General features: G+C 68.0%; 16 protein-coding genes. 8 read left to right on the plus strand and 8 right to left on the minus strand.

Annotated features, from left to right (window positions below):
- Positions 1–164 precede the first annotated feature (164 nt).
- From NA8_RS04000 to NA8_RS04010, 3 genes are all read right to left on the minus strand, one after another.
- Complete coding sequence (locus tag NA8_RS04000; protein ID WP_245663662.1) at positions 165–800, minus strand: MspA family porin; 636 nt, start codon at positions 798–800, stop codon at positions 165–167.
- Between the two features lie 114 nt (positions 801–914).
- Entirely contained in the window at positions 915–2,858 is a 1,944-nt protein-coding gene (locus NA8_RS04005; protein WP_084466509.1) for a glycoside hydrolase family 15 protein, read from the minus strand.
- A gap of 102 nt (positions 2,859–2,960) precedes the next feature.
- Positions 2,961–3,542 carry a TetR family transcriptional regulator gene (locus tag NA8_RS04010; protein ID WP_063048990.1) on the minus strand — a complete coding sequence of 194 codons (582 nt, stop codon included), beginning with the start codon at positions 3,540–3,542 and terminating at the stop codon, positions 2,961–2,963.
- 92 nt (positions 3,543–3,634) lie between these two features.
- Between NA8_RS04010 and NA8_RS04015 the strand changes: the two genes are divergently transcribed.
- The 3 genes from NA8_RS04015 (at position 3,635) to NA8_RS33445 (ending at position 5,707) form a co-directional block, all read left to right on the plus strand.
- Positions 3,635–4,105, plus strand: a complete 471-nt coding sequence (locus NA8_RS04015) for a DUF4334 domain-containing protein (protein WP_157106515.1) — start codon at positions 3,635–3,637, stop codon at positions 4,103–4,105.
- Between the two features lie 6 nt (positions 4,106–4,111).
- Positions 4,112–5,200: an NAD(P)-dependent alcohol dehydrogenase gene (locus tag NA8_RS04020; protein WP_174550038.1), complete on the plus strand. Its 1,089-nt coding sequence runs from the start codon at positions 4,112–4,114 to the stop codon at positions 5,198–5,200.
- 363 nt (positions 5,201–5,563) lie between these two features.
- Positions 5,564–5,707 (plus strand): hypothetical protein, encoded by a 144-nt coding sequence (locus NA8_RS33445; protein ID WP_157106516.1) that lies wholly within the window; start codon positions 5,564–5,566, stop codon positions 5,705–5,707.
- Between the two features lie 39 nt (positions 5,708–5,746).
- On the opposite strand, the gene fabG is transcribed toward NA8_RS33445, so the two are convergent.
- The 3 genes from fabG to NA8_RS04035 form a co-directional block, all read right to left on the minus strand.
- Positions 5,747–6,493 carry a 3-oxoacyl-ACP reductase FabG gene (gene fabG, locus NA8_RS04025; RefSeq protein ID WP_063048993.1) on the minus strand — a complete coding sequence of 249 codons (747 nt, stop codon included), beginning with the start codon at positions 6,491–6,493 and terminating at the stop codon, positions 5,747–5,749.
- A 221-nt stretch (positions 6,494–6,714) separates the two neighbouring features.
- Positions 6,715–6,969, minus strand: a complete 255-nt coding sequence (locus NA8_RS04030) for a hypothetical protein (protein WP_063048994.1) — start codon at positions 6,967–6,969, stop codon at positions 6,715–6,717.
- A 318-nt stretch (positions 6,970–7,287) separates the two neighbouring features.
- Positions 7,288–8,511, minus strand: coding sequence for an erythromycin esterase family protein (locus NA8_RS04035; protein ID WP_063048995.1), 1,224 nt, complete (start codon positions 8,509–8,511; stop codon positions 7,288–7,290).
- A gap of 210 nt (positions 8,512–8,721) precedes the next feature.
- Between NA8_RS04035 and NA8_RS32420 the strand changes: the two genes are divergently transcribed.
- A complete protein-coding gene (locus NA8_RS32420; protein WP_245663666.1) occupies positions 8,722–8,934 on the plus strand; it encodes a helix-turn-helix domain-containing protein in 213 nt (70 codons plus the stop codon).
- Here NA8_RS32420 and NA8_RS04040 read toward each other — a convergent pair.
- Entirely contained in the window at positions 8,894–9,625 is a 732-nt protein-coding gene (locus NA8_RS04040) for an IclR family transcriptional regulator (RefSeq protein ID WP_063048996.1), read from the minus strand. The genes NA8_RS32420 and NA8_RS04040 overlap by 41 nt on opposite strands.
- Positions 9,626–9,824: 199 nt before the next feature.
- On the opposite strand from NA8_RS04040, the gene NA8_RS04045 reads away from it, so the two are divergent.
- The 4 genes from NA8_RS04045 (at position 9,825) to NA8_RS04060 (ending at position 13,657) form a co-directional block, all read left to right on the plus strand.
- Entirely contained in the window at positions 9,825–10,643 is an 819-nt protein-coding gene (locus tag NA8_RS04045; protein ID WP_063049014.1) for a 2-keto-4-pentenoate hydratase, read from the plus strand.
- Between the two features lie 5 nt (positions 10,644–10,648).
- Positions 10,649–11,632 carry an acetaldehyde dehydrogenase (acetylating) gene (locus tag NA8_RS04050; RefSeq protein WP_063048997.1) on the plus strand — a complete coding sequence of 328 codons (984 nt, stop codon included), beginning with the start codon at positions 10,649–10,651 and terminating at the stop codon, positions 11,630–11,632.
- Complete coding sequence (gene dmpG, locus NA8_RS04055) at positions 11,629–12,645, plus strand: 4-hydroxy-2-oxovalerate aldolase (RefSeq protein WP_063048998.1); 1,017 nt, start codon at positions 11,629–11,631, stop codon at positions 12,643–12,645. Before NA8_RS04050 ends, dmpG begins: the two co-directional genes overlap by 4 nt.
- 73 nt (positions 12,646–12,718) lie before the next feature.
- Positions 12,719–13,657 (plus strand): undecaprenyl-diphosphate phosphatase, encoded by a 939-nt coding sequence (locus tag NA8_RS04060; RefSeq protein WP_063048999.1) that lies wholly within the window; start codon positions 12,719–12,721, stop codon positions 13,655–13,657.
- Between the two features lie 39 nt (positions 13,658–13,696).
- Here NA8_RS04060 and NA8_RS04065 read toward each other — a convergent pair.
- The coding region (locus NA8_RS04065) for a condensation domain-containing protein (RefSeq protein WP_157106517.1) at positions 13,697–16,323 on the minus strand (2,627 nt) is incomplete at its 5' end.

Below are 16,323 nucleotides of genomic sequence, written 5' to 3' on the forward strand. Positions count from 1 at the left end.
GCTGCTGGGTGCGGGCTTGTCGTCGCCGCACGCGGGAGCACTGTGTGCTTCGGCGCAGGTGGACCCCGGACCGGCCGGAACGATCGGCTCGGCGGACGCGCCGGCCGCGGCGATGATCAACGAGACCGACACGCCGACCGGCGCCATCCAACGGCGCATGTGGATCACAGCCATATCGGGTCACCGTAGACAGCGACCGAATTGTCGGCTGTGGCCGTGGATATCGACACAATCGCGAACGAGCGCAGGCTCACTGCGCCCGCACACGCATCGATCTTGATCTGGATCTGGTCGACCGAGATCGAACCATGCGCTCCCGCAAGCGGTTTCGTACCGAGCGTGATGCTGTTGATGGTGCCGGGCTTGATCGTCGTCGACATGTTCGGCAGGGCAAGCGCGCTGCCGCCGACCGCGAGACCTGGGGAGGGGGCCACGGTCACCATGGCGTTCGGGCCGATCGCCGCGGACAGGCCCACGGTGAGGCCGTTGGACACGTCGGCCTGGCAGCCGATCTGATATCCCAGCTGCAACGTCCCGGAGTTCACCGCTTCCCGGCCCTCGCCGCCGATGTCGGCGGCCGCCGACAAGGTGACGAACCCTTCCCTGCTGAACGGCGTCGCGGCGAGATTGGGTACGCGCTGCACGTCTTCGGCGGTCTTGCTGATCCGCAACTCCCAGCCGTCCTCGGTCTCGACGACGCGAGATTTGTCTGCCATTTGGTCCGCGGTCGCGGGTGCGGCGGTCATGCCGAGCGCCGCGGTCGCAGCGATGCCGAGCATCGCTATCGTCGAGCCGTTCAATGAAGTCCTTAGTGCTGGTAACAGTTCGACGTGATAGTACTGATCCGTCTCGCGCCGTGGCGCGCCAAACACCCAGCACTGGGTAGCAGGGGATTCGCTGGAGTGGAGCGCCGGTCAGCGGTGGATATATCCCCTGGTGAGCGGGGCGTCGTCCAGGCGAGGGGCGATCGATTCACCGCCGAGCGCCTGCCGCAGAATCGCCTGTTCGTCCTGGATGACGTGCATGACGGCGTTGATCAAGGCGAGGTGGGTGAACGCTTGCGGGTAGTTGCCCCAGTGGCGGCCGGTCCGGGGGTCGATCTCCTCCGCGTACAAACCCAACGGGCTCGCGTAGCCGAGGAGTTTCTCGCACAGTTGTCTGGCTCGTTGCTTCTCGCCTATCTCCGACAGCGCCGAGACCAGCCAGAACGAGCAGATCGTGAAAGCGCCTTCCTCGCCTGCGCATCCGTCGTCGGTCTCACCGACGCGGTATCGCAAGACCAGGCCGTCTTCGGTCAGTTCGTCGGCGATGGCCAGCACGGTGTTGCGTACCCGATCGTCATCGGGTGGCAGGAAACGGACCAGCGGGATGAGCAGGGTCGACGCGTCCAGCGCCGTGCTGCCGTAGTACTGGGTGAACACCCGGCGGGAGTCGACGGCATGTGCGCAGATGTCGGCATGGATCTCGTCGGCGGCCTGTTGCCAGCGCTGTGCCCGGTCCAAATCCTGGTGGATGCGAGCCAGCCGGGCGCCGCGATCGGCGGCGACCCAGCACATGACCTTGCTGGAGGTGAAGTGCTGGGCTTGCCCGCGAACCTCCCAGATGCCATGGTCGGCCTCGCGCCAGTAGGTGAGAGCGCTCTTGACCGCGCGGCCGAGCAACGGCCACGCCCGGGCGTCGATTTGATCTTGATGGCGGGCGTAGAGGTAGACCGCGTCCAGCGCCGCGCCCCACACGTCGTGCTGGCGTTGCCGGTATGCCTCGTTGCCGACGCGCACCGGGGTGGCGTTGTCGTAGCCACGCAGGTGGGGGAGGGTCTGTTCGGCGAGATCGGTTTCGCCGCCGATGCCGTAGACGATCTGCATGTCCTGGGCTTCCTCGGTCAAGTCGAGGATGTAGGAGAAGAAATCGTTCGCCTCCCAGCTGAAGCCCAGTGTGTACAGGCCCCACAGGGCGAAGGCGGAGTCGCGGATCCAGGAATAGCGATAGTCCCAGTTGCGCTCTCCACCAGGGGTTTCGGGCAGTGACGTGGTGGCCGCGGCAGCGACGGCGCCGGTCGGGGCGAAGGTCAATCCCTTGAGGGTCAGTGCGCTGCGGGTGAGTTCCGCGGTCCACGGATGATCCGGGAATCGCCCGCCGGCCAGCCAGTGCCGCCAATGGTGGATCGTCCGCAGCAGCCGCTCTTCGGCCTCCTCCGCATCGCCCGGGGCGTCGCGACTACCCCAGGCCAGGGCGCAGAACCGGGTGTCGCCCGTCTTCAATAGTGTGCGGGCGACCGCGTGCGTGCCTTCCAATCCCAAGCGCATGTCGGTGCTCAACGTCAGTTGCAGATCGGTCCCCTCGGCGCCGGCCTGGGCGAGGTGATAGCTGCCGAGATAGTCCCACCGAGCGCGATACCTGCCGTAGTCGAAGGCCGGTTGGCAATCGAGCCCGAACTGGATCTGACCGGTCTCACAGTGCACCGTGCGCAGCAGGATGTGCTCGGCGTCGTAATCGGTGGGGGTGCGTCGATGCGCACTCCGGCCCGGTGTCTGGTGCCGCCATGGCCCCACCAGCAGCACATCGCGCACTGTCGCCCACCCATCGCCGCTGCGCCAGCTCGTCTCCATGACCATCGTGCCCGGGATGTAGCGACGGTCGGTGGGCACCACGAAATCGGCGGGAGCGAAGCGGAACGAGCCGGCGGATCGATCGAGAATGGCCGCGAACACGCTCGGAGAGTCCATGCGGGGCAAGCACATCCACTCGATGGCTCCACTGGGGGAGATCAGGGCGGTGACCTCGCAATCGGAGATGAAGCCGTAGTCGTCGATGCGCGGGAACGCCGTGAGCCGCGGTGTGCGTTCGATCTCGTCCATGCGTTTCTCCATCGTCGTCTCGGCGCTTACCGTCCGGTCGGAGTCATGTGACGCTTACACCAGCCCACCATCTCTCGGGTCGGCTCGGCAAGCCCTCGGCAACTAACGAGCCTCGTCGGCCGGGAACGCCTCCGGGCTGACCAGCCGACGGGCGGCCAGGACCGTGGCGGCGCGGCGTTCGGTGCGGTTGCGATGGTCGATGCGGGTGGCGTGCATGGCCGCGGTACGGGCCAGGTCGGTCAGCATGACGATCAGGGTGATGGGCTGGAATTCCGCCGTGATCAGCCCTTGGCCTTGCCCGCGCCGGATCTCGGTGAGCTTTCCCGCGATGATCCGGCGGATGGCGTCTTCGGCGGCGGGGATGTGGGTCTGTTCGATCTCGGCCCAAGCCTGCAGGCGAGCGTTGTCGGGGTGCGTGACGTAGTGGTCGAAGAGTCGTCCCACGTAACCCGGCAGGTCCGCGGCGTCGAGGGCGGTTTCGTTGGTGGTCTGGGTGACCCATTCCTCGGTGACCGCGGCGTACAACTCGTCTTTGCCCGCGAAGTACGCGTAGAGCCGGTCTTTGCTCGCCTTGGCCGCCTCGGCGATGCGATTGATGCGCGCGCCGGCGATGCCGTACTGGGCGAACTCCGCTTTGGCCGCGGCGAGAATCCGTTCCCGGGTGGCCTGACCTGCTGCGCGCATGGACGAATCCTATCTTGCCGAACCTTTTGGTTCGGATATACAGTTTCCGAACCAAAAGGTTCTGGAAACCGCACGTGGGAACGAGGATGGTTATGGGCGCTACAGGGACTGACTGGCGAGATCTCGCCGCGCGAGAGACCGGGGTGACCGCGGCCGAGTTGGATGCGCTGTGGGCCGATCTGCCCGTCGCGCGCGCCGAGGACATCCTGGGTGAATGGAAGGGAGCGGCGTTTCCGACCGAGCATCCGCTGCGTAAAGCGCTCTCGGTCAGTCGCTGGTACGGCAAGACGTTCCACAGCGTGTCCGACGCGAAGCCGTTGATCTGCCGCGCGGAGGACGGGTCGCTGTTCTCCGATATCGAACTCGGCGGTGGTGGGGAAGCGACGCTGTGGAATATCGAGTTCCGCGGCGAGGTGACCGCCACCATGGTCTACGACAGCCGCCCGGTCTTCGACCACTTCAAATGGCTCGACGAGAACACGCTGATGGGCATCATGAACGGCAGGCCCGACGTGGTGCTGGCCCATGGCGAGTACTTCTACTTCCTGCTCGAGCGGGTCTGAGCGATGGTGACCACCACCGCGGTGCTCTCGCGTGACCCGGCCGCGCCGTTCACCGTCGAAGCCGTCGAGATCGATGAACCGCGCGTCGACGAGATCCTGGTCCGGGTCCAGGCCGCCGGGATCTGCCACACCGACCTGGTCGCCCGGGCGGCGGGCGCGGCCGACCGTCCCGTGCTGCTCGGGCACGAGGGCGCCGGAGTGGTGGAGGCCGTCGGCGCCTCGGTGACCGGTGTACGGCCCGGTGACCGCGTCGTGTTGACGTTCCGGCACTGCGGAACGTGCCGGAATTGCCGAGCCGGACGGCCGGCATATTGCGTACGTGCTGCGAAACTCAACCAGTTCGGCGCCCGGGCGGACCGCTCTTCACGGGTCACCATCGCGGGCACTTCGGTGCTGGACGGGTTCTTCGGTCAATCGAGCTTCGCCGCGTACGCGTTGACCACCGCCGACAACACGGTGGTCGTCGACACGCAGGTCGATCCGGCAATCCTGGCTCCACTGGGCTGCGGCTTCCTGACCGGCGCCGGAGCGGTACTCAATGTCCTGCGACCGGACCGGGATGCGCGTGTCGCGGTCTACGGCGTGGGTGCGGTCGGGATGGCGGGCGTGCTGGCGGCTCTGGTGAGCGAGGTCGCCGAATTGGTCGTGGTGGAGCCGTCGCCCTTCCGGCGGGCGCTGGCGCTGGAACTCGGCGCCACCGCGGCCCTGGATCCGGCGGCCGACGACATCGTGCCCGAGGTACGGAAGCTGACCGACGGCGGGGCGACCCACGCACTCGATACCACGGGATCGTCGCGTGTGCTCGCCACAGCCGCCGCCGGGGCGGCGCTCGGCGGCACCGTGGTCGCGGTCGGCCTCGGTACCGGCGTCCCGGAGATCGACTTGCGGGATATCGTGCTGGGCGGCAAAGGGATCCGCGGCTGCCTCGAAGGCGACGCGGTGCCCGCGACCTTCATCCCGCACCTGCTGGACCTGTACGCCGCCGGGCGCTTCCCCATCGACCGACTGGTGACGACGTACCCGCATACCGACATCAATGTCGCGCTCGCGGAGCAGCGCGACGGAAAGGTCGTCAAGCCCGTCCTGACCTGGTGACCGGACCGTGGGCATCCCCGTCGAGGACCAGTTGCGCTGATGCGGGGACACAGATGCTGTCAGCGTCCGCCGCGCTTCGGCGGGCAGGTCCCGCGACGCTGCATGATCTCCGGAACGTGTGGAACCGCCGGGTTCCGCGCACCTCGCGACGGATCCGCGAAGTGGTACCGAAAGAACGGTTTGTTTGTGATCGCGGGTGGTATCCGCTGCACGTATCGGCTCGACAGCGCGGTCGTGCCGGTACGCGATCGGGGCATCCCCGCTGCTCGACGACCGGCCGGTTCGACCTACGTCACGAATAGCTCGCGCCGCACGAGACGAGATGCCCTCTTCCAGAGGATGAACGGCGCGAAGGATTGCATCGTGATCGAGGACATGAACACGCCCATCTCCGACGACGACGACCGAGACCGGATCATCTGGCCCGAGTCCAGCGCTTCGAACGCGTGGTGGGCGGATGTCATGGGCCACCGATTCCCGCGATCCCAGACCACGACCTCGAGTTGACCTCGCTCCGGCCCAGCCCGGACGCGGTGCCGAGGGCGGTCACATGAACCGCCCACCGGTCACCTCGAGCACGGTCCCGGTCATATACGACGACAGATCCGAAGCCAGGAACAGCGCGACGGAGGCGATCTCGCTCACCTCCCCCGCCCGCCCGAGCGGTATCTCGGCCATCTTCTGATCCCACACGTTCTGCGGCATCGCCTCGGTCATCGCGGTGCGAATCAGGCCGGGCTGGATCGCGTTGACGCGCACGCCCAGGTGCGCGAGTTCCTTGGCGGCGGCCTTGGACAGGCCGACGATGCCCGCCTTGGCGGCGGAGTAATTGGTCTGGCCCGCCAGCCCGATCTTGCCCGACAGCGACGACATGTTGACGATGGCTCCGCTGCCGCGCTCACGCATGATCGCGCCGGCCAGCCGGGTGCCGTTCCAAGTGCCCTTGAGGTGCACCGAGATCACCTGGTCGAACTGGTCCTCGGTCATCTTGCGCATGGTGGCGTCGCGGGTGATCCCGGCGTTGTTGACCATCACGTCGAGCGGAGAGAAGGACTCCGCGGCCGCGTCGAGCAGAGCCTGCACCTCGTCGGCGACGGTGACATCGCAACGCACGCCGCGCGCGACGGCCGCGCCGCCGAGACGTTCGGCGGCCCGCGCGGCGGCGGTCCCGTCGATGTCACCGACGACGACGCGCGCGCCCTCGGCGACGAATCGCTCGGCGATCGCGTAACCGATTCCCTGGGCGGCGCCGGTGATCACGGCGGTCTTGTCGCGTAGCAGTGGGCCGGTCATGAATTTTCCTCACGGTTGTCGGTCTCGGGGACGTCGCCGATGTGCCGGATGCGCTGGGCGCGTCCGATTATCGGCTTGTCGACCATGATCGACGACCGCCGCGGGTCGCGGTGCCGTGCACCGCGCCCGCCACTGCCGCGGCGTCAGCGCGAGGCCATCACCCGTGCATACCGGAAGCAATGGCGTGGCCATCCAGCCGAGCAGGGGGTGCTACCGGGGTGCTACATGCCGGAGTCTTCTTGATCCGGTGAACGGTGCAGGTTGCGCAGTCCGTCGATGATCTCGATCGCTGTCAGGGGAGATGGCGCGGCAGCGTTGTGGATCCGGGCGGCGAGGCCTGCCGGGCAGCCGGGGCCGGGCCTGGAAGTGGTGGCGCATGCCGTACAGCCCTCGACGGCATCGGCGAGATGGGCTTCGACATTGCGCGCGTCGAGCGCGGCGATCAAATCGAGCCCACTCAGAAAGTTGATCGGCATGTCGATGGGTTCCTCTTGCTGAATGTCCGATCGGGGCGTGCGAGTCGCCCGCGCTTGTTCCGGCCGTCTTCAGGCCGCACAGCCCGACTCGACCGAGGCGGGACGGGCTGCAGCGGTATCCGGGGGTGAATCCATTGCACGGCCGACGGCATTGTCGGCCTGCCGACGGCATTGTCGGGGCGGATGTCCGGTGACGGCGTTGTCGTTCGGACGAGGAGCAGCACGCGTATATATAGGCTCCGCATCGGTAATGTAACAGATGGATATACCTATTGGGAACCCTCCGGCAAACTGTGCCTCAGCGGCGTAAAGGCGCGGCTAGGCGAGGTGGTGCGTGGGTGTGACGGTGCGGATCCGAAGCAGGATGTCGAACCAGTCGCCCACTCCGGCGCCGGCGATGTGATGGTCCGCGTCGCGGTCCGGGCGGTAGGTGCCGATGATCAGGCGCAGTCTGGTCGCTCGGTGTAGCCATCGCCGGACCGGGCCGGGCGGCGCGGTGCGCAGGTCCAGTAGATAACCGGCGTGGTCGGGATGATCCAGCACGCTGTCGGCGAACTCGCGCGAGGGAGCCGGGACCGTCAGATTCGCGCGCAGCTCGCCGGAGTGAAACGCGATCGCCAGGGACAGGTAGCCGGTGCCGAAGCGCTCGCGCAACAGGAATCCGGTGGTCGGGAACTCCTGGGACATCGCCGCGATCGTCAGCCGCGGGGCAACCGCGGTGTTCGAGATCCCCTCCCAGTACACGATCCGCTGTCCGGTGCGCTCGTGCCAGGCGGCGATTCGGTCGGCGGCGTCCGCGGCCTCGGCGGCGAAGTCACGGCGCCCGGAGGCGGTGCTGAATTGGTGGTATCGCACGATGAGCCGCGCCGCGTCGAGCGCCGTCGGTTCGTCGGCGACCCCCGGTAGCGATTCGACCAGCGCCAACGCGTCCCGGGCGTGGTCGACGAAGGGGCGGCCGGGATGGGTGCCCCCGGCCCGTTGCAGGTGCTCACCCACTCGGTGTGCGGAGAGTATCGGGTCGTAATGCGCGCGCAGGTCGGCGAGCCGGTCCGGCGCCACGGCGGCGACGAAGTCGCAGACCTGCGCGTAGTGCGCCGGCCGGGCCGCTTCGGGCGTCAATCCGAACAGCCGCACCGGATCGTCCTGATGCGCGCGATTGAACTCGCGTATCCACTGCAGTACGGCGAGGGTCTCGGTATTTCGCCAGGGAACCCACGCGTCGCCGAGTAGTTTCCGAGGATCGCCCTGGCCGGTGCGGGTGTAGTCGTCGAGGGCGGCGACCACCGTCTCGTCGTCCAGCAGGGCCAGCGCACGGAAGCCCTTGCGCTCCACCAGCGTCCGCAGGACCCGGTGTGCGGTGACGGATACTTCGTGCCCGGCTCGGGTGGACATGCCGATGCCTGCGACCACAACGTCTTCTATCAGGTCGGCGAGCGCGGGCAGCGTCTCGGGTGACCTGTCGGCGTGCGGCACGTCGAACGGTCCGGCCGCGTCACGAAGCCACTCGGCGACCTCGACGGCATCGGATTTCCGCTGCGTCATCGTGCACTCCCGACGGTTGAACAGCTGCCTACGCCGCGTGGCGTCACCCGCAGCGCAAAGCACCTTTAACATCAAAGGCAATTACGTTTGATGACAAATTAAATTGGCGAGCTGCCGATGTCAATCACGCGCAGTCGCGGGGAGTCGATCGAAGCGCGGTTGCTGATCGAAGCGTTCGATGCGGATTCGGCGGCGTAGCCGCGCACCGAACTGTCCCGCCGCAGCGGAGTCGCCGAGGCCACGACGCACCGGCCGGCGAACACTCTCGTCGAGTGGGGCGTCCTGGAGCGCGCCGGCAGAGGACAAGGCGCAGTGGAAGAACGAGTACGACCGTCAGCAGGCCGCCTGGACCGGCCAGACCAGCGCCGCCGGGGAAAGTTGTTCAGGCGGTGGGCATGCCCAACAGCCGGGCCCGCCTGGTGAGGGTGAGTCCGATTCCCTCGGCGGCCGCGCGGACCGCTGCCGCGTGGTTCTCGGGATGGAACCGGTGGGACGGCCCTGCCACACTGATCGCGGCCACGACCTGGTCGGCCTCGCGAACCGGGGCGGCGACGCACACGAGGCCGGGAGTCGATTCCTCGAATTCGAAGGCCACGCCGTCGGCCGCGATCCGATCGAGCTGGTTGCGCAGCGTGCCGGGCAGGATCATCGTTCGCGGGGTGTGGCGCCGAAGCGGTCCTGTCAGCACCTGGTCGCGCAGCGCCGCGTCGGCGTTGGCCAGCAGCACCTTGCCGATGGCCGTGCAGTGCACCGGCATGCGGCCTCCGATCCGGGAGGGGGCGCTGGCCTGACGACGCCCGCCGATCTTGGTCAGGTACACCACATCCGTGCCGTCCAGAACGCCCAGATGCACGGTCTCGTGAATGCGCGCGTTCAACTCCTCCAGGAACGGAATCGCCACCTCTAGCAGGCTGCGCTCGACCGAGGCGCGCATCCCGAGCTCGAACAGATGCCCGCCGAGCCGATATCCGGCCTCGGTCCGGTCCAGCAACCGCACCGCCACCATGTCCGACAGCACCCGGTGCAAGGTGCCCTTCGGCATCCGGGTCCGCCGGGCGAGCTCGGCCAGGCTCAACGCGGTGTCATCGATCGAGAACGCCTCGAGCACCGCCATGGTCTTGCCCAGAACGGTCGAGCCGTCTACCGCACGACCGGCAGCCGCAGATGACACCGTCGACCTCCAACCCTTCGTGCCCGATTCACTCTACTCGGATGGCGTTCGGCTCAGCGGAACGCATCGCTGGCGGGCCTCTCCCGCCTGCGGCGACAGTGGGATCACCGTTCCACACTTCCTCACGAATTCCGGGATCCCGATGCCAACACCTCCAGGCCCTGACCGACCTTCGGCGGACACCGCCACGATTGCCGCCGCCGACCTGCTCGGCGCGGCGGCCCGCTGCGGCACCCCGTGCGCGCCGGTGCGCGATCTGATCGGTTCCGACGATGTGGCCGCGGCATACGCGGTGCAGGAACTGCTGACCGCCGAGCGCGTCGCTGCGGGTGCGGAGATCGTCGGGCGCAAGATCGGCTTGACCTCGCCGGCGGTGCAGCGCCAGCTCGGCGTCGATCAACCGGATTTCGGAGTGTTGTTCGACGATATGTACTACCCGCAAGACACACCGGTGCCGCTGAGCCGGTTGCTGCAACCGAAGCTCGAAGCCGAGGTCGCGTTCGTGCTCGCCGCGGACTTGGTGGACGGCCCGCTCGATGACGAGCAGATTCGCGGCGCGGTCGGCTACGCCGTGGCCGCGCTCGAGATCGTCGACAGTCGCATCGCGGGCTGGGACATCACCTTCGGCGACACCGTCGCCGACAACGCCTCCAGCGGCCTGTTCGTCCTCGGCGCCGACCATCGCACGCTCGATTCCTTCGATCCTGTCTCGGCGCAGATGCGCATGTCCATCGACGGCGCCGAAGTGTCGACGGGAGCCGGCGCCGCCTGTCTCGGCGATCCGCTGCACGCCCTGGCCTGGCTGGCGCGGACCAGTCGGGAGTTCGGCCGTCCGCTGCGCGCCGGGCAGATCGTTCTCTCCGGAGCGCTCGGACCGATGGCCCCGATCCAGGGCCCCGCCACCGTCACCGCCGACATCACCGGGCTCGGCTCGGTGACCGCGACCTTCATCCAGGAGTGAGACCCATGAACGACAACCCCGCCAAGCGCAAAGTCGCGGTGATCGGGTCGGGCAATATCGGCACCGATCTGATGATCAAAGTGATCCGGCACTCGACGGTGCTGGAGATGGGCGCGATGGTCGGCATCGACCCCGAATCCGACGGCCTCGCCCGCGCGCGCAGGTTCGGCGTCGCGACCACGTTCGATGGCGTCCATGGCCTGCTGGAGTTGCCGAACTTCGACGAGATCGAGGTGGTCTTCGACGCGACCTCCGCCAAGGCCCACGCCGCGCACGCCGCCGTGCTCGAACCGCTCGGCAAACGCCTGATCGACCTGACGCCGGCCGCCCTCGGCCCGTTCGTCATACCGGCGGTGAACCTGGACGAACATCGGCACGCCCGCAACGTCAACATGGTGACCTGCGGCGGGCAGGCTACCATCCCGATCGTCGCCGCCGTCTCCCGCGTGACGCCGGTCACCTACGCCGAGATCGTCGCGTCCATCGCGTCGAAATCGGCGGGGCCGGGTACCCGCGCCAATATCGACGAGTTCACCGAGACCACCGCGCACGCGATCGAAGCGGTCGGTGGCGCCCAGCGCGGCAAGGCGATCATCATCCTCAATCCGGCGGACCCGCCGCTGATCATGCGCGATACGGTGCTGTGCCTGATCACCGCGCCCGACTCCGGCACGCACGAGGCGATTCGCGAGTCGGTGGAGCAGATGGTCGCCCATGTGGCCACCTACGTGCCCGGTTACCGCCTCAAGCAGAAAGTTCAGATCACCGCCGTCCCGCAGGATCAACCGGTGCACACCCTGCTCGGCCCGGACGCCGCGGCCGCGCCCACCCATCAGGTGACGGTCTTCCTCGAAGTCGAAGGAGCCGCCCACTACCTCCCGGCCTACGCGGGCAACCTCGACATCATGACCGCGGCGGCCGTGCGCTACGCCGAATCCATCGCCGACACGATCGCCGCCGCACCGGCAGGACGGGAAGCGCTCCGATGACCACCCAGCTGTTCATCCAAGACGTCACCCTTCGCGACGGCATGCACGCGGTGCGCCATCGCATCACTCCCGACGACGTCGGGCGGATCGTCGCCGCGCTTGACGCGGCGGGGGTCGACGGCATCGAAGTCGCCCATGGCGACGGCCTCGCCGGAGGCAGCTTGAATTACGGCCCGGGGAGCAACACCGACTGGGAATGGATCGAAGCAGCGGCCGCCAATCTCACGCACGCCCGGCTGACCACGCTGTTGTTGCCCGGTATCGGCACCATCGAAGAACTGAGGCACGCCTACCGGCTGGGCGTCCGGTCGGTACGCGTGGCCACCCATTGCACCGAAGCCGATGTGTCCGCTCAGCACATCGCCACCGCACGGGAACTCGGCATGGACGTCTCCGGATTCCTGATGATGTCGCACATGGCCGCACCGGCTCGCCTGGCCGAACAAGCGAAATTGATGGAATCGTATGGGGCGCATTGTGTCTACGTCACCGATTCCGGCGGCAGGTTGACGATGAACGGCGTCCGCGACCGGGTCCGCGCCTACCGCCAGACGCTCGATCCGGGCACCGAGATCGGTATCCACGCGCACGAGAACCTCTCGCTGTCGGTGGCCAATTCCGTGGTGGCGGTCGAAGAAGGCGTCACCCGGGTCGACGCCTCGCTCGCCGGCCACGGCGCGGGAGCGGGCAACTGCCCGATCGAACCTCTCGTCGCCGTCGCCGATCTGTACGGCTGGAAGCACGACTGCGATCTGTTCGCTCTGCAAGACGCCGCCGACGACTTGGTGCGGCCGCTGCAGGATCGCCCGGTGCGTGTGGACCGCGAAACCCTCACACTCGGCTACGCCGGTGTCTACTCGTCCTTCCTGCGCCATGCCGAAACCGCGTCGCGGCGCTACGGCATCGACGTGCGCACCATCCTGCTCGAGGTGGGACGCCGCGGGCTGGTCGGCGGACAAGAGGACCTCATCGTCGACATCGCGCTCGACTTGTCGGCCGGCGCCAGCGGGTAATCGCCCGGATATCGCCGGGTTCGTGGAGGAGCCTGTCCGGCGCTTCCTTTGCGCGCGTGCGAGACTCGCTCCGATGCTCACCTACTTTCAAGCGACTGTCATCGGTGCGGTGCAGGGGGTCACCGAACTTTTCCCGATTTCCAGCCTGGGGCACTCCGTGCTGGTCGCGGCATGGCTCGGAGGCGATTGGGAGAAGCTGACCGGCGAAGGCGATTCCGGTACAGGCACACCGTATCTGGCGTTCGTGGTGGCGCTGCACGTGGCGACGGCGGTCGCGCTGCTCGGCTACTACTGGCGGGACTGGTGTGCCATCGTCGCAGGTTTCCTCACCACGCTGCGAACCGGGCGCCTCGACACCATTCCGCAGCGGCTGGCGTGGCTGATCGTCATCGCCACCGTTCCGGTCGGCGTGCTCGGCTTTCTGCTGGAACATCCCTTGCACGCCTTGTTCGGGGCGCCGATCTACGCCGCAGTCTTCTTGGCGCTCAACGGTGTCGTGCTGATCATCGGTGAGGGACTGCGCCGACGGAACGAACCGTCACTGGCCGAATACGGTCGGCGGTTCGCCCTGCGGGAGGCCCGCAACGGCACTCTCACCGCCGAAGCGGAACCTCGCCGCCAATCCGACCGGCCCTTGGCCGCCCTCGGACCGAGGGACGCCCTCGGTATCGGCTTCGCCCAAGTCGGCGCGCTGCTGACCGGTTTCAGCCGGGCAGGCCTGACCATGGTCGGCGGTTTGTGGCGTGGCCTCGCACACGAGCATGCGGCCAAATTCGCCTTCCTGCTGGCCACTCCGGCGATTCTGGGCGCGGGGCTGCTCGAGATACCGGAGCTGATCGGCCCGAAGACCGACGGCATCAGGGGGCCGGTGCTGGTCGGCGCCCTCGTGTCCGGGGTGTCGTCGTGGCTGGCAGTGCGGTTCCTGGAGAGGTACTTCCAGACCCGCACGCTGCTGCCGTTCGCCGTGTACTGCCTCGCGGCGGGCGCCGTCTCGGTCGTCCACTTCAGCTGAGGTCTCCCTCCGCTGGGCGCTCGAGTGACCGAGGTGCGATCAACTGGCTTCCCATTCGTCGGCCTGCGCTTCATTGTCGGGGTCCAGGATGACCGTTGCGCCGACGGTCCCGCCTGAGATCAGTTCGATCAGTGCGGCGGAGGTTCCCGTCTCGCCGCGGTGCAGGATCTGCGATTCATAGGTGAGTTCGGCTTGGTCGCGCAATTGTGCGGCGGCCGTGGCCAAGTCGTCGTAGCTGAGGGTCCGCTCCCCGAGGAAGGCGGTGTCGCTCCCGCGAAGTGTGCGGGCGCGGTGAGCGTAGGTGACCGGCCGGGGTGATTCGGCGGCGATCTCGGCGACGACGGTCGGGTCGTCGAGGGCGAGCCAATCGACCGTGTCGCTGGACCGGCTGTCGCCGACCGTGAGGCCGACTTTGATCTCGAGCTCGTGCGGCAGCGGTGTGTCGAGTGCGTCGACCGGGACCACGGCGGCGCCTGTTTTGAGTACCGCCCAGGTGGCGATGACCGCTTCGATGCCGCGATCCAGCCGCACCGCCACGCCGGCGCCGGGGCCACAGCCGCGCGCGATGAGCACCCGCGCCAACCGCGACGAGCGGGTTTCGAGGTCGTGGTAGGACACGTCGATATCGTCCGCGACGATGGCGGGGGCCTCCGGGTCGTCTTCGACCGCGGCGACGAGTGCCTGGGCCAGTGTGGTGCCGGCCGTCGTTGCCGCTGCCTGCGGTGCGGCGGCATCCGTTCTGGTTGTGATCCGTTCTCGTTCGGTTGGGTCGAGGATGTCGATGTCGCCGATGGGGGTGTGGGGGTTGGTGGCGATGGTGGTGAGGATGCGGTGGAGGCGGTGGCCGAGGGTTTGGATGGTGGTTTCGTCGAACAGGTCGGTGGCGTAGGTGAAGATGGTGTCGAGTTCGGCGGGGGTGCCGTCGTGGTGGTGGCGGGGGTTGATGTTGACTTGCAGGTCGAATTTGGCTGCGACGGTGGCGGTGTCGAGGGCGGTGATGGTGAGGCCGGGCAGCTGCAGGGTGGGTTGTTCGTTGTTCTGGAACGACAGCACGACCCCGAACAGGGGGGTGTGGGTGGTGGCGCGGCCGGGGGCGACGACTTCGACGACGCGTTCGAAGGGGATGTCGGCGTTGGCGAAGGCGGCGAGGTCGGTGTCGCGGGCTCGGTCGATGAGTTCGGTGAAGCTCATGGCGGCCTCGACGCGGGTGCGCAGGGTGAGGGTGTTGACGAACATGCCGACCAGGTCGTCGAGGGCGCGTTCGCCGCGTCCGGCGATGGGGGTGCCGATCGCGACGTCGGGGTCGCCGGTGAGGCGGGCGAGCAGGACCGCGAGGGCGGCGTGGACGACCATGAACAGGGTGCAGTTGTGTTCGCGCGCCAGTTCGGTGAGGGCGTGGTGGATTTCGGGGGAGACCCCGAATCCGGTGTTCGCTCCGCGCATCGAGGGGATCGGGGGGCGGGGGCGGTCCAGGGGTAGTTCGGCTTCGCCGGTCAGTCCGTCGAGTTGGGTGCGCCAGTAGGCGAGTTGGCGGGCGGCGACGGAGGTGGGGTCCTCGTCGGTGCCGATGACGTGGCGTTGCCAGATCGCGTAGTCGGCGTATTGCACTTCCAGCGGCGCCCAGCGGGGGGAGTTGCCGCCGATGCGGGCGAGGTAGGCGGTGACCAGGTCGCGGGCCAGGGGTGCCATGGAGGCGCCGTCGGCGGCGATGTGGTGGGCCACCATCGCCAGGAGGTGTTCGTCGGGGCTGGTTTCGGCCAGCAGGGCGCGGACGGGGACTTGCTCGGTGACGTCGAAGCCGGTGAGCATCAGCTCGGTGATCGGGGTGATCGGGTCGTCGGTGGTGATGACGTCCAGCCCGGCGGGCAGGGCTTGGTCGACGGTGAGGATCTGCTGGAACGGCAACCCGCCCGGCCCGCCGGCCGGATACCGGGTGCGCAGCGATTCGTGGCGTTCGAGCACATCGGCCAGGGCGTAGCGCAGCGCGGACACATCCAGCGCGCCGTGCAGGCGGATGGCGAGGGGGATGTTGTAGGCGGGGGAGGTGGGGTCGAACTGGTTGAGTACCCACATCCGTTGCTGGGCCAGCGACAGCGGGATCGGTTCGGTGCGTTCGGTGCGGGTCAGGCGGGGGCGAGCGCCGCCGCCTGCGCCGGGCACGACCCGCGCGGCCAGCGCGGCCACGGTGGGTGCTTCGAACAGCTCACGTACCACCACGTTCGCGTCGAGGGCTTCGTTGATCCGCGCGACCACCCGGGTGGCCAGCAGCGAGTTGCCGCCCAAGGCGAAGAAGTCGTCATCGAGCCCGACTTCCCCGGCGCCCAGCAGCCCGGCGAACACCTCGGCCACGGCCTGCTCCACCGGCGAACCCGGCGCTCGGAAAGCGACGGCGCTGTTGACCTGCGGGGCGGGCAGCGCGCGGCGGTCGAGTTTCCCGTTCGGGGTCAACGGCAGCGCGTCCAGCACCACGATCGCGTCGGGCACCATGTAACCGGTCAAGAACTCCGCGACCTGCCTACGCAGCACCGACGCATCCGAACTCGTCCCGGCATCGGGCACCACATACCCGACCAAGCGGTCACCGGCGTGCTCGTCGGCGCGCACCACTACCACCGCCTGGCTGACCCCCGGACACCGCAGCAGCGCCGCTTCGATCTCCCCGAGCT

It is taken from the genome of Nocardia arthritidis NBRC 100137, from assembly GCF_001612765.1.
GTDB classification, from domain to species: domain Bacteria; phylum Actinomycetota; class Actinomycetes; order Mycobacteriales; family Mycobacteriaceae; genus Nocardia; species Nocardia arthritidis.

What these genes read in the sequence shown, in the direction of transcription:
- NA8_RS04015 (WP_157106515.1), top strand. Translation starts at nt 3,635, where the DNA reads ATGGGCGCTACAGGGACTGACTGGCGAGATCTCGCCGCGCGAGAGACC.
- NA8_RS04035 (WP_063048995.1), bottom strand. Translation starts at nt 8,511, where the DNA reads ATGACGCAGCGGAAATCCGATGCCGTCGAGGTCGCCGAGTGGCTTCGT.
- NA8_RS04005 (WP_084466509.1), bottom strand. Translation starts at nt 2,858, where the DNA reads ATGGACGAGATCGAACGCACACCGCGGCTCACGGCGTTCCCGCGCATC.
- NA8_RS04060 (WP_063048999.1), top strand. Translation starts at nt 12,719, where the DNA reads ATGCTCACCTACTTTCAAGCGACTGTCATCGGTGCGGTGCAGGGGGTC.
- dmpG (WP_063048998.1), top strand. Translation starts at nt 11,629, where the DNA reads ATGACCACCCAGCTGTTCATCCAAGACGTCACCCTTCGCGACGGCATG.
- NA8_RS04040 (WP_063048996.1), bottom strand. Translation starts at nt 9,625, where the DNA reads ATGGCGGTGCTCGAGGCGTTCTCGATCGATGACACCGCGTTGAGCCTG.
- NA8_RS04030 (WP_063048994.1), bottom strand. Translation starts at nt 6,969, where the DNA reads ATGCCGATCAACTTTCTGAGTGGGCTCGATTTGATCGCCGCGCTCGAC.
- NA8_RS04050 (WP_063048997.1), top strand. Translation starts at nt 10,649, where the DNA reads ATGAACGACAACCCCGCCAAGCGCAAAGTCGCGGTGATCGGGTCGGGC.
- NA8_RS04010 (WP_063048990.1), bottom strand. Translation starts at nt 3,542, where the DNA reads ATGCGCGCAGCAGGTCAGGCCACCCGGGAACGGATTCTCGCCGCGGCC.
- fabG (WP_063048993.1), bottom strand. Translation starts at nt 6,493, where the DNA reads ATGACCGGCCCACTGCTACGCGACAAGACCGCCGTGATCACCGGCGCC.
- NA8_RS04045 (WP_063049014.1), top strand. Translation starts at nt 9,825, where the DNA reads ATGCCAACACCTCCAGGCCCTGACCGACCTTCGGCGGACACCGCCACG.